The sequence below is a fragment of the Maribellus sp. YY47 genome, from assembly GCF_023111095.1.
In the GTDB taxonomy this organism is placed as follows: Bacteria; Bacteroidota; Bacteroidia; order Bacteroidales; family Prolixibacteraceae; genus Draconibacterium.
The window spans coordinates 15,176-27,643 of sequence record NZ_JALGYW010000008.1; the positions used below are offsets into that span (position 1 = coordinate 15,176).

A 12,468-nucleotide genomic window follows, 5' to 3' on the forward strand; every position below is an offset into this window, starting at 1 on the left:
AAATCGCTTGAAACTAGGTTTATCCAGTTTATCGTCTTTGGTTGGAGTGTTTTCGTTCAACGCTTTTGTATCGCTACCATTACAATAATGCAGAGGCGGGCGATGACAAAAACAAAGATTCCCATTAACGGATCGACCAGCGCCATTTTTAAGCCTTCGGCAAGCAAACTGGGGGTCAATTCCCCGTGAGCAGAAACGGCGTCAAAAGCATGGATCAGACCAAAAGTTCGCCCCATAAATCCCCAGGCTACAGCAAACCAGCCAATGTGTTTTATTAATTCCATGAGCTTTGGGCGGCTTTCTTTTTTTAGCAGGCCTGCAGTAAACAGAATCAGAACGATGATTAAACATGCAAAAATGAGTACAGTAAAAGCAGGACCTCCATCGATAAATTTTCCGATAATTGATTTCATTTTTTCTGTTTTTATGGTTAATGATTCAAATTTAAAGAAAGCCTGAACCGCAAAATTTTTAATCAGACAGATGCCTTAAATAAAGTGCTTTTCAACAAATTTAAAGGTATAAACGGAAATTTATACTGAGATTATGTCAAAATTCCCCTTTAAGCTGCATTCTGTCGATAAATGAAAGTAAATCAGCAGATTTTCAGTAATATTGTTGTATGATCAGGCTAAAAAAACAGAACTCAAAAACCATTTTTCTGCACTCAATATTCTGGATTGGAGTGTGGTTTTTCTTCTATTATTTTTTTAGTTATAATTCAAACGATCAGCGTTACATCACTTGGTTTTCGAGTTGTTTGCTTCCGGTAACCATGGCGGTCACCTATTTTGTGGTGTATTACCTGATCCCAAAATATTTGCTGGCGAAGAAGTACCTGTTGTTTGCGCTTTACAGTTTTTACACCATCGTAGTTTCGTCGTATATCATCGTGTTGGTGTTGTATGGATGCCTCATTTTTCTTTTAAGTTTTAATACTGCGGTAATGCCGCCGATGAGTAAAAATTTCCTTTTTATTCTTCTGCTGGTGTATATGGTCGCGGGCGTTGTTAGCTTTTTTACTTTACTGAATTCCAATTTTAAAACAGCATCTCAAAACCGGGAGCTGCAAAATAAAATACTGGAAACACAGTTGCAGATGAAGGATCAGGAGTTGCATTACCTGAAGATGCAGATTCATCCGCATTTTTTGTTTAATACCCTGAATACCATCTACGGCTTTGCGTTAAAACAGTCGGCGCAAACCCCCGAAATAATATTAAAGCTATCCAATTTATTGGACTATATTTTATATCAGGTCAGCAAGCCGATGGTTGACCTTCGCGAAGAGGTGCAGCACATACAGGAATATGTTGAATTGGAAAGAATACGTTTTAAGGATACGCTGAAAGTGGAGTTCGAATCGGAGGAGATTGGAGAGAGGATACAAATTGCTCCGATGCTGCTGATGCCTTTTGTTGAAAATGCATTCAAACACGGGAATCTGGTTAACGGCTTTTTGCAAATTATCGTGAAGATTGAGATCGGTGATAATCGGTTACGTTTTAGGGTAGGCAATACAAATCTGGAGGATAAAAACGGGAAGGAGAAAGCCGGAATCGGATTGGAAAACATCAGAAAAAGACTTGACCTCAATTACCGAAACCGGTATAAACTGAGTAAGCAAATAGAAAAGAACTGGTATTGGGCCGAATTGACAATCGAAAACCTGGAAATACAAAATGAGCAAGAAAGTTAAGTGCCTGGTAGTGGACGACGAACCCGTTGCCCGGGAGATTCTGGAAAGCCATCTGGCAAAACTCGAAAGCTTTGAGTTGGTCGCATCGTGTAAAAGTGCCCTTCAGGCGTTTCAAATTATCAGTAGTAAGTCAATCGACCTGATTTTTCTGGATATTAATATGCCCGAAATGTCTGGATTGTCGTTTGCCCGATCAATAAATAAGAACATCAAAGTAATATTTACGACTGCTTATCGCGAATATGCTGTTGACGGATTTGACTTGCAGGCGGTCGATTATTTACTGAAACCCATTTCTTTTGAGCGCTTTTTACAGGGAATTCAAAAATACATGGTCGAAAATGTTCCTGTCAGTCAGGTAACAGAGACTGTTTCAGAATCCGATGATTCCGATTTCTTTTTTGTGCGTTCGGATCGTAAAATGGTCCGGATTAAATTTTCGGAAATCAATTTTATTGAGAGTATTGCCGATTACGTACGGATTCATTTTCAGGATAAAAATGTAGTTACACGCGAAACTATCTCCAATATCGAAGTAAAACTACCCCAAAGCGATTTTCTGCGGATTCACAGGTCTTATATTGTTGCTTTGAAAAGCATCGATTCATATACAGCTGAATACGTTGAAATAGGGAAGCGACAATTACCCATTAGCAGAGGTTACAGAGAACAGGTTATGGGAAGATTGGGAATTTAACGATTGGTGAAAACAAAAAAGGACAGGTCAACACCCATCCTTTCATCTAACTAAACCAATAAAACTAATCAAACCTAAACTTATGAACTAAAACTATGCTGCAAAGATAAGTCGGTTATGTTATTCAGAGGTTAACCGAATGTTAAAAAGTGTGTTTTATAACATATGAGTTATCTATGTGCTTTCGATCAAATCTATCGGTGATTTTATATGATGAGCTGAAGGAGTGGGAGAGCAAACGAGTGTAGCAGCCAGAAAACAAAAAGGACGGGTCAACACCCATCCTTTCATCTAACTAAACCAATAAAACTAATCAAACCTAAACTTATGAACTAAAACTGTGACAAATGTAAAGTGAAAATAGCAGACAGAGGTTAAGCGAATGTTAAAAAACATGTTTTATAACATAGAGTTATTTTATGGCTCTTCGACGGTATTTATTGAGGATTTTAATGGCAAAGAATGAAGTGAAAGTATTTGGGAAATGGTGTGTGCTGTTCGAAGGATTGATAAAGAAAGAAAAACAAAAAAGGACGGGTCAACACCCATCCTTTCATCTAACTAAACCAATAAAACTAATCAAACCTAAACTTATGAACTAAAACTGTGACAAATGTAAAGTGAAAATAGCAGACAGAGGTTAAGCTAATGTTAAAAAACATGTTTTATAACATAGAGTTATTTTATGGCTCTTCGACGGTATTTATGAAGGATTTTAATGGTGAAGAATGAAGTGAAAGTATTCGGGGAACGGGTGTGTGCTGCTCGAAGGATTGATAAAGAAAGAAAAACAAAAAAGGACGGGTCAACACCCATCCTTTCATCTAACTAAACCAATAAAACTAATCAAACCTAAACTTATGAACTAAAACTGTGACAAATGTAAAGTGAAAATAGCAGACAGAGGTTAAGCGAATGTTAAAAAACATGTTTTATAGCATAGAGTTAATTTATGGCTCTTTGGCGGGATTTATGCGTATTTGGAATGGTGAGAATGAAATGAAAATGATTGTTGAGAAACGGACTGTGAGCGGTTTTCAAGATTGTTTACTGAGATAAAGAAGAAAAGGATGAGTAACACCCATCCTTTTTCTAACTAAACCAATAAAACTAATCAAACCTAAACTTATGAACTAAATTTATGATTCAAGTATAAGGCAAATATTTGATTGGAATACGGTCATAATGTTGAGAAATGGATTTATTTTAATACAAAAATCTATCATATATAACAATAATCTATCATAATGATCGAATGTAGTTGTTGTGTTTTATAGAAAGATAATTTTAATTGTTTCAGAGTGAGAGAACAAGACAATAAAAGGGTACGACACAGAATCGTAGCCGTCTGCAGATCGTCAGCGAAGAAAGGAATATGAAAATAATAATTGCAGAAACAGGTCATAAAAAAAGCCTTGCTTCGAAAAACAAGGCTTTTGGTTATTTTGAGAAGTGTTCCTTTATTCTTTGGGTTTAGCCCCTTCGCCCGCTATTGAGTCGCGCATAGAAGTATCGGCCATAATGTTTTTGTATTTCATATAATCCATAACGCCGAGGTTTCCGGTTCTGAATGCTTCAGCAATTGCCAGGGGTACCTGAACTTCAGCTTCGATAACTTTTGCACGGGCTTCCTGAGCCTTGGCGATCATTTCCTGCTCCAGCGCGATAGCCATGGCGCGGCGTTCTTCTGCTTTGGCCTGTGCAATGTTTTTATCTGCTTCCGCCTGATCCATTTGTAATACTGCACCTATGTTTTTGCCGATGTCAATGTCGGCGATATCGATCGATAAGATTTCAAAGGCTGTTCCTGCATCCAGGCCTTTTTCCAATACAACACGCGAAATGAAGTCGGGATTTTCAAGTACGGCTTTGTGCGAGTGTGACGATCCGATAGAAGATACGATTCCCTCGCCAACACGGGCCAACACTGTTTCTTCTCCGGCACCTCCAACCAATTGGCGGATATTGGCGCGAACGGTTACACGTGCTTTTGCAATCAGCTGAATACCGTCTTTGGAAACTGCAGTAACCGGTGGAGTATTAATTACTTTTGGGTTTACCGACATTTGAACGGCCTCAAAAACGTCACGTCCGGCCAGGTCGATAGCTGTTGCCATATTAAAAGTAAGATCAATATTTGCTTTTGCCGCCGAAACAAGGGCATGTACAACTCTGGCAACATGTCCGCCTGCCAGGTAATGGGCTTCCAGTGCGTCGCGAACGAGCGGCACATCTGCTTTTGTCCCTTCAATTAATGCACGAACGATAACTCCCGGAGGTACTTTACGAAAGCGCATCAGAAATAACTGAATCAATGAAATTCGCACTCCCGAAACAAGTGCCGAAAACCAAAGTCCGATTGGAATAAAATAGAGGATGATGAACAGTAATACGATTACTCCCACGATCAATCCCCAGGTGCCTGCTACTTCTGTCATTTTAATTATTCTTTATAGGTTCAACAATTATTTTATTGGAAACGATTTTTAAAACTTTAATGGAAGTGTTGTGATCGATAAATGATCCGGTGGATTGAGCTTCCACAACTTCTCCATTCACCCTTACCTTGCCGGTAGGTGCCAGCCGCCCGATGGTTTTTCCGGTGTCGCCGATCTTGATTTTTTCAATGTTTATAAGTTCTACCTTTCCATCGATGTTTTTTTCGAGAATCATCTTTTTCCCGGTTCTCGATTTAAAGAAATAGTACACCATTGCAGGCGCCAGTATCAGAACGACAGCAAGTGTTATAAAACCGGCCCCGGTTCCCAAATCGGTGAAGGCAATGTAAACACTCGCAATCAATAGCAGAAATCCGCCGATTCCGGCAATCGTAACTCCGGGAATTACTGCAAACTCGATCAATAAAAGTACGAGTCCGAGTAAGATCAATAGTATTATGGCAAATATTGACATGTTAGTCTATGGTAGCGTTTAGTTCTCGTTCAATCAGTGCGTCTTTCATCGGTTTTAAGGTGGAGAATGTACCTTTTTTTACATCGCATTTTCCTTTGTAATGAACCAGGTAAGTACATTGGGTTGCCTGCTCAATCTCGTGATCGCAGATGTCGATTAACGCGTCGATTACATAATCGAAAGTATGCACATCGTCGTTATGCAAAATCAACGAATTCTCTTTTAAAACTTCTTCGTTTGGTTTCTGTGTCGGAATATTCTTTGGTTCCTTTAATGTCATTGCTCTGCCTCCAGTTTTTTAGCTTCATTCAAAGTTATTCTTTTTCCGTTAAAGTACGGCACAACAAATGCATCTTGTATGCCCTCGCGGCGAACCTGTGTTTGCATTTTTAGCGCATCTTCATAATTTGAGAGGCTTCCCGTGGTGTAGACAACAACTCCTTTTTCGTCGGTGTACTGATCAATTTTTCGGATAAGCGACAGCTTGTCGAATTGCCTTTTGATGTATGCGGGCAAACCACGGCTGTAGGCTCCGAGCTGAATTTTGTACACAAGTTCGTCTTCCTGTTCGGTTGCAGCCTGTGGGGTTGGTTCAACGGCATCAGGGAGTATTTCGGCGGAGATGATCAGCGAAGTGTCAAGGACTTCAGCCTTAGCAGGTTCTGGCTGATTATACGAAGTCGCCAGTTCTCTGAGCCGCAATTTGAATTCATTTCGGATCTCCTCAGGTTGTGTATTCCAGTAATCCGATTCGGTTTGACGGGCTTTCTGCAAGCTTTCCCGTGTGTCGCGTTGAAGGTTGAAAAGTCCACCTTCAGCGTCCACAATCTTTTGTCCCAGAGCTTCTCTAAACGATGCAGTGTTGGCTTCGGCATACTTTTGACGCCAGTCGTCCAGTTGTCGGGTGACAGAGTCCAGTTCGTGACGGAGTTTTTTCCATTGTAAATAGGCCTGGAGTCCATCGATAGTTTGAAAATTGGACGTATCTATATAGGTCATTTCGCTGTTGATGTCAAAATTGATAGGGGCGGTTCTGTTTGTTTTATCTGGTTTCGTTTTGGGTTCGGGAACAAGCTCTTCTTCCTGGTTTAAAGTATCAGGTGCGTTCGTGTCAGCAGGAGTTGTATATATTATTGAGTCACTGTCCGGTTTTGGTTCTTCTTCTCTGGCCAACGGAACCGGTGCAATGTCTTCCTGTTTAACTTCAACAGGACTGAAATGATCTTTACACTGCTGAATTTTTTCAGACAGACCCAGCGAGGCCTGCTCGTTTTGATCGGATGTTTTTGCAAATTTCTCGAAGCAACTCAATGCCTTGTCCCATTGCAGCATCGCCTGGTATTGAACGCCTAGGTAGTAGTTTGTTTTTAAGGGCGACTCACCCATGCTTCCCTTTAGTAAATAATTGATCTCATTGGCTCCGTAATGACCGTTTTCGGTTCGGCAAGCACCGTAATAATAGTTGATCATCAGGTTGTCGGGATTTTCTGCGATTTGCGGAGCTAACAACGATTCTGCTTCTGCGTATTTTCCTTCATCGAAACGCAGAATGGCTTCGACGAGTGGGTTTTTCTGTGCTCCGGCGAAAAGCGGAAATACAGCAAACAATAAAAGGATTGATGTTGTTAAGAGTATGTTGATTTTTCTCAGTTCCATTCCTGAAGTCGTTTATGTTTTCGATAGTCAAATTTAACAAAAAACAATGTTTCGAAGAATTTAAATTACGCTGAATTGATGAACAAGAAGTGAAATGGAGACCTGAGTTTTATCATTTAATCAGTTATATTTGTAGAACAGAACGAAGCAAAATCATGACAAATTTAAAAGTTGGAGATAAAGCTCCTGCGTTTGAAGGGGTAAATCAAAACGGTGAAAAAATCGCTTTGAAAGACTTTGAAGGGAAAAAACTGATCCTGTATTTTTATCCCAAGGACAACACACCCGGTTGTACCGCAGAGTCTTGTAACCTGAACGACAATTACGATGCCTGGCTCGAAAAAGGCTTTGATGTAGTTGGAGTTAGTCCGGACAGTGAGAAATCGCACCAGAAATTCATCGAGAAATTTGGTTTCCGGTTTAACCTGATTGCCGATACGGAGAAAGAAATACTTGAAGCTTACGGTGCCTGGGGCGAAAAATCGATGTATGGAAAATCGTACATGGGTGTTTTACGCACAACCTTCGTGATTGATGAAAAGGGCGTAATTCAGGAAATTTTCGAAAAAGTAGATACAAAAGATCACAGTAACCAAATCATCAACACACTTAACTTATAACCAAAAATGACTAGCGAAGAAAAAAGTCTGATGAATAAGGAAAAGCTGAAAGCGCTTCAGCTTACCATGGATAAAATTGAAAAGAGTTACGGAAAAGGATCCATCATGCGTATGGGAGACAATCCGCAGGTGGATATCCCGGCCATTTCTTCGGGTTCCATTGCTCTGGATGTGGCACTGGGAGTTGGTGGCTACCCCAAAGGTCGTATCGTGGAAATTTATGGCCCGGAATCTTCGGGTAAAACCACGCTTGCGATTCATGCGATTGCCGAGTCACAAAAGGCAGGAGGTATTGCTGCAATTATCGATGCAGAGCATGCCTTCGACCCGTATTACGCTAAAAAACTCGGAGTGAATATTGATGAATTGCTGATTTCTCAACCCGATAACGGGGAACAGGCACTTGAAATTGCTGACAACCTGATTCGTTCCGGAGCGTTGGATATTGTGGTGATCGACTCGGTGGCAGCTTTAACTCCGAAGGCTGAATTGGAAGGAGAAATGGGTGATTCCAAAATGGGGTTACAAGCTCGTTTAATGTCACAGGCCCTCCGGAAACTGACAGCCAACATCAACAAAACAAAAACCTGTTGTGTGTTTATCAACCAGTTGCGCGAGAAAATCGGTGTAATGTTCGGAAATCCCGAAACAACTACCGGTGGTAATGCGCTGAAATTCTATGCTTCCGTGCGTTTGGATATTCGTCGCATTGGCCAGATCAAAGACGGAGAGGAAATAAACGGAAACCATGTGCGTGTAAAAGTGGTGAAAAACAAAGTGGCGCCGCCATTCCGTAAAGCCGAATTTGATATTATGTATGGTGAAGGAATTTCCAAATCAGGTGAAATTGTCGATTTGGGAGTTCAGTATAATTTGATCAAAAAAAGTGGTTCATGGTTCAGCTATGGGGAAACAAAACTTGGTCAGGGACGCGAAACGGTGCGTAACCTTATCATGGATAACCCTGAATTAGCACAGGAATTGGAAACGAAAATAGTTGAAGCCATAACGGGAGCCGTTACGATGGAATAATAGTATTATACATAGAAAGAATTTGCCGGATGAATTGTTTCTGTCGATTCATCCGGTTTTTTTATAAATATATATTGTATGAAAGTCTTAAAATTTGGTGGAACATCCGTAGGTTCCGCCACAAACATCAAAAAAGTTAAAGACATTGTTCTGGCTCAGAACGATGACGTAATTGTTGTAGTGTCCGCGCTGGGCGGCATAACCGATAAAATACTGAAGGCAGCGACCAACGCTGCCACGGGTACCGGTGACTTTCATACGGAACTTACGGAAATCAGGGAAAGGCATCGCGATACCATGCAGGAACTTTTTGACGGAAATGAACCGGTTCGGGAAGTTGTGGAGAAACTGCTGGACGAGCTCGAACAGATTCTTACCGGTATTACTTTAGTGGGAGAGCTTACTGCAAAGACGCTCGATCGAATCGCCGGAATTGGCGAGCGGATGTCGTCGCATATTATTGCCGCTTTTATCGGGGCCGAACGCAAAGATTCGTCGTTGCTAATTCAGACCGACAGCAATTTTGGAAAAGCTTCTGTCGATTTTGAAGTGACCAATAAAAACATAAAAGCAGCTTTTTCCGGATTTAAGGGGATTATAGTGGCTCCCGGGTTTATTTCAAAAAACAGCAAAGGCGAATTTACTACACTGGGACGTGGCGGTTCTGATTTTACTGCTGCCATTATTGCCGCTGCACTCGACGTGGAAATTCTGGAAATCTGGACCGATGTAAACGGTTTTATGACGGCCGATCCGCGTGTTATCCGAAAAGCTTATACCATTCCGGAACTTACTTATTCCGAAGCAATGGAACTTTCGCATTTTGGCGCAAAGGTGATATATCCGCCAACTATTTTGCCGGTTTATCAGAAAGGAATCCCAATTCTGATCAAAAATACCTTTGAACCCGAAAATCCGGGAACACGGATTGTGAAGGATGTTAGAAACGGTTTTGACCGTCCGATCAAAGGAATATCGTCGATTTCAGGAATATCACTTTTGACCATGCAGGGGATTGGCATGGTGGGAGTTACCGGAATTTCGATGCGTTTGTTTACTGCGTTGGCCAAAGTAAATGTGAACGTGATCCTGATTTCGCAGGCATCATCCGAAAATTCCATCAGTGTTGCGATAGAAGAAAAAATGCTGGACAAGGCAGAGCAAGCGATTCGGGAAGAATTTGAGAAAGAGATTGCAAGTGGTCAGGTAAATAAACTTGACATTGAAAAAGAAGTTTCGGTGGTTGCGATTGTCGGCGAAAACATGAAAAAAACCACAGGTGTTGCCGGTAAACTATTTTCGACCATCGGGCGTAACGGCGTGAATATTATCGCTATTGCACAGGGCGCCTCGGAGTTGAACATTTCGTGGGTGGTTAAAAACGAAGAACTTCGCAAAACGCTGAATGTTGTTCACGAATCGTTTTTCCTTTCCGAATTTGTTGAATTGAACATCTTTTTGATGGGGATTGGAACGGTTGGTGGCAATCTCTTGCAACAGATCAAACAGCAGCAGGAAAAACTGCTGAAAGAGAAACACCTTCGCTTAAAGTTGACCGGTGTTGCCAATTCCCGGAAAATGCTTTTTGAACGCGAAGGAATTGATATTGGAGAATTTAAGGATAAACTCAATCAGTCAGAAAAAGTTTCGTCGATGCAGGGATTTGTCGACGAAATGAAAGAAATGAATATTTATAATTCGGTCTTTGTCGACTGCACTGCTTCCGAAAAAACAGCGTCGCTGTATAAAGAAATTCTCAATGCCAACATCGCCATTGTTGCGGCGAATAAGGTTGCGGCATCGTCTGATTATGAAAATTATGCCGAAATTAAAAAGATAGCCAAGCGGAAAGGTGTGAAGTTCCTGTTCGAAACCAATGTAGGGGCAGGCTTGCCGATTATTAATACATTGAACGATTTGGTGAATTCGGGTGACCGGATTTTGAAGATTGAAGCCGTTTTGTCGGGGACATTAAATTATATTTTCAATACAATATCCGAAGAGATTCCGCTCAGCAAAACCATTATGATGGCCAAAGAGGAAGGGTATTCCGAACCCGATCCGCGTATTGATTTAAGCGGAGTGGATGTGGCGCGTAAGATTTTGATCCTGGCGCGAGAATCCGGTTATCGTGTTGAAATGGATGATGTTTCGATTAAACGCTTTGTGCCGGATGCTTTGTTTGAAGGTACGCTGGATGAATTTTGGAAGGGGGTACCGGCGCTGGACGCGAGATTTGAAGCAGAGCGGAAAAAGCTGGCAGCTGAAAATAAAAAATGGAGGTTTGTTGCCCGTTTTGAGAATGGGAAAGCGGAGGCAGGACTTGAGGTAGTTGATGCTACCCATCCGTTTTTTGATTTGGAGGGAAGTAATAACCTGGTGATGTACACAACCGAGCGGTACCAGGAGTTTCCGATGCTGATCAAGGGATACGGAGCGGGAGCCTCGGTAACGGCGGCCGGTGTTTTTGCCGACCTGATCAAGGTTTCAAACATATAAATCTGTTTTTTGTTACTTATTCGTTGTGACTTGAATCATGAAAGGAGTAAGGCCCCGAATTCTTCTGAAGTGCGGAATTTGGCAGTACTGCGAATTTCATGTGTTTCGTTACAAACTAAAAATTAGGATTTATGAAATATATTATAATACTTGGCGACGGAATGTCGGATGAGCCGTTGGAAGCCTATGGTGGCAAAACTCCATTGCAGCTGGCCAATAAACCACATATCGACTGGCTGGCCAAAAACGGACAATCGGGAATGTTGAAAACGGTACCGGATTCTTTGCATCCGGGAAGTGAAATCGCCAACATGGCAGTGTTGGGTTACGATGTGGAGAAAGTTTTTGAGGGCAGGGGAGTCCTTGAAGCGGCCAGTATGGGCGTGGAACTGGAACCCGGAGATGTGGGATTGCGCTGTAATCTGATTTGTATTGAGAACGAACTTGTAAAAAATCATTCGGCCGGGCATATTTCCAGCGAGGAGGGGGCGGAATTGATCCACTTTCTGGATGAAAAACTGGGCAACGATCGGATTAAATTTTATCCGGGCGTTTCCTATCGTCATTTGTTGGTGATAAAAGGAGGCGACAAAGCAATTAAAACCACCCCGCCGCACGATGTTCCCGGAACACCGTTTCGTGATGTGATGCCCGTGTCGAAAACGGAGGCGGCAGATGCAACCACCGAATTGTTGAATGAACTGATCCTGAAATCGCAGGTTTTGTTGGCGAATCATCCGGTAAATAAAAAACGAAAGGCTGCAGGTAAAGACTCCGCAAACAGTATTTGGCCGTGGTCACCCGGCTACAAACCGGCCATGCCAACTTTGCAGGAGATGTTTGGAATTGGAAGCTCAGCTGTTATCTCTGCCGTTGACCTGATTCATGGAATTGGCGTTTATGCCGGTATGAAAGTAATTCATGTAGAAGGTGCTACCGGTTTGTACGATACAAATTATGAAGGTAAAGCCAAAGCTGCGATCGACGCGCTGAAAGAAAACGACCTGGTTTATTTGCACATCGAGGCAAGCGATGAGGCCGGGCACGAAGGCGATGTGGAACTTAAAACCAAAACCATTGAATACCTCGATCGGCGTGTCGTAAAGTACATTTTGGAAGAAACGGCTAAAATGGACGAGGAAGTGGCTATTGCCATTTTACCCGATCATCCAACGCCTTGTGCATTAAAAACACATACGCGCGATTCGGTGCCTTTTTCCATTTATAAACCCGGTATAACACCTGATTTGGTTAATGTTTACGATGAATTTGATCCCCGAAACGGCGCTTTAGGCTGGTTAAAGGGTGATGAATTTATCCGGACATTTCTTGGAAAAGCATAATACGCAATA

At 41.8% G+C, this 12,468-nt stretch carries 11 protein-coding genes; 6 read left to right on the plus strand and 5 right to left on the minus strand.

The annotated features are described in order from the left end of the window. Positions 1-56 precede the first annotated feature (56 nt). Entirely contained in the window at positions 57-413 is a 357-nt protein-coding gene (locus MR764_RS07955; RefSeq protein WP_247978878.1) for a MotA/TolQ/ExbB proton channel family protein, read from the minus strand. A gap of 209 nt (positions 414-622) precedes the next feature. On the opposite strand from MR764_RS07955, the gene MR764_RS07960 reads away from it, so the two are divergent. Both MR764_RS07960 and MR764_RS07965 read left to right on the plus strand, forming a co-directional pair. Then, the gene (locus MR764_RS07960; protein ID WP_247978879.1) at positions 623-1,699 is read left to right on the plus strand and encodes a histidine kinase; all 1,077 of its coding nucleotides are present in this window, start codon (positions 623-625) and stop codon (positions 1,697-1,699) included. Continuing rightward, the gene (locus tag MR764_RS07965; RefSeq protein ID WP_247978880.1) at positions 1,683-2,396 is read left to right on the plus strand and encodes a LytTR family DNA-binding domain-containing protein; all 714 of its coding nucleotides are present in this window, start codon (positions 1,683-1,685) and stop codon (positions 2,394-2,396) included. The genes MR764_RS07960 and MR764_RS07965 overlap by 17 nt, the downstream gene beginning before the upstream one ends. Positions 2,397-3,856: 1,460 nt before the next feature. Here the strand turns inward: MR764_RS07965 and floA are convergent. From floA to MR764_RS07985, 4 genes are read right to left on the minus strand one after another with little or no spacing between them, the layout of a single operon-like run. Continuing rightward, complete coding sequence (gene floA / locus MR764_RS07970; RefSeq protein ID WP_247978881.1) at positions 3,857-4,834, minus strand: flotillin-like protein FloA; 978 nt, start codon at positions 4,832-4,834, stop codon at positions 3,857-3,859. 1 nt (position 4,835) lies between these two features. Continuing rightward, the gene (locus tag MR764_RS07975) at positions 4,836-5,309 is read right to left on the minus strand and encodes an NfeD family protein (protein ID WP_247978882.1); all 474 of its coding nucleotides are present in this window, start codon (positions 5,307-5,309) and stop codon (positions 4,836-4,838) included. Between the two features lies 1 nt (position 5,310). After that, positions 5,311-5,589: an ATP-dependent Clp protease adaptor ClpS gene (locus MR764_RS07980; protein ID WP_247978883.1), complete on the minus strand. Its 279-nt coding sequence runs from the start codon at positions 5,587-5,589 to the stop codon at positions 5,311-5,313. Next, positions 5,586-6,965: an SPOR domain-containing protein gene (locus MR764_RS07985; protein ID WP_247978884.1), complete on the minus strand. Its 1,380-nt coding sequence runs from the start codon at positions 6,963-6,965 to the stop codon at positions 5,586-5,588. The genes MR764_RS07980 and MR764_RS07985 overlap by 4 nt, the downstream gene beginning before the upstream one ends. 155 nt (positions 6,966-7,120) lie before the next feature. Between MR764_RS07985 and bcp the strand changes: the two genes are divergently transcribed. The 4 genes from bcp to MR764_RS08005 all read left to right on the plus strand — a co-directional run bounded on the left by bcp (position 7,121) and on the right by MR764_RS08005 (position 12,459). After that, entirely contained in the window at positions 7,121-7,585 is a 465-nt protein-coding gene (bcp, locus tag MR764_RS07990; protein WP_247978885.1) for a thioredoxin-dependent thiol peroxidase, read from the plus strand. 6 nt (positions 7,586-7,591) lie between these two features. Then, a complete protein-coding gene (recA, locus tag MR764_RS07995) occupies positions 7,592-8,617 on the plus strand; it encodes a recombinase RecA (RefSeq protein WP_282189166.1) in 1,026 nt (341 codons plus the stop codon). 78 nt (positions 8,618-8,695) lie between these two features. After that, entirely contained in the window at positions 8,696-11,116 is a 2,421-nt protein-coding gene (thrA, locus tag MR764_RS08000; protein ID WP_247978886.1) for a bifunctional aspartate kinase/homoserine dehydrogenase I, read from the plus strand. Between the two features lie 131 nt (positions 11,117-11,247). Further along, positions 11,248-12,459, plus strand: coding sequence for a cofactor-independent phosphoglycerate mutase (locus tag MR764_RS08005; RefSeq protein ID WP_247978887.1), 1,212 nt, complete (start codon positions 11,248-11,250; stop codon positions 12,457-12,459). Positions 12,460-12,468: the final 9 nt, after the last annotated feature.

Coding starts and splice junctions, on each gene's coding strand:
- MR764_RS07955 (WP_247978878.1), bottom strand. CDS start 413: ATGAAATCAATTATCGGAAAATTTATCGATGGAGGTCCTGCTTTTACT.
- MR764_RS07960 (WP_247978879.1), top strand. CDS start 623: ATGATCAGGCTAAAAAAACAGAACTCAAAAACCATTTTTCTGCACTCA.
- MR764_RS07965 (WP_247978880.1), top strand. CDS start 1,683: ATGAGCAAGAAAGTTAAGTGCCTGGTAGTGGACGACGAACCCGTTGCC.
- floA (WP_247978881.1), bottom strand. CDS start 4,834: ATGACAGAAGTAGCAGGCACCTGGGGATTGATCGTGGGAGTAATCGTA.
- MR764_RS07975 (WP_247978882.1), bottom strand. CDS start 5,309: ATGTCAATATTTGCCATAATACTATTGATCTTACTCGGACTCGTACTT.
- MR764_RS07980 (WP_247978883.1), bottom strand. CDS start 5,589: ATGACATTAAAGGAACCAAAGAATATTCCGACACAGAAACCAAACGAA.
- MR764_RS07985 (WP_247978884.1), bottom strand. CDS start 6,965: ATGGAACTGAGAAAAATCAACATACTCTTAACAACATCAATCCTTTTA.
- bcp (WP_247978885.1), top strand. CDS start 7,121: ATGACAAATTTAAAAGTTGGAGATAAAGCTCCTGCGTTTGAAGGGGTA.
- recA (WP_282189166.1), top strand. CDS start 7,592: ATGACTAGCGAAGAAAAAAGTCTGATGAATAAGGAAAAGCTGAAAGCG.
- thrA (WP_247978886.1), top strand. CDS start 8,696: ATGAAAGTCTTAAAATTTGGTGGAACATCCGTAGGTTCCGCCACAAAC.
- MR764_RS08005 (WP_247978887.1), top strand. CDS start 11,248: ATGAAATATATTATAATACTTGGCGACGGAATGTCGGATGAGCCGTTG.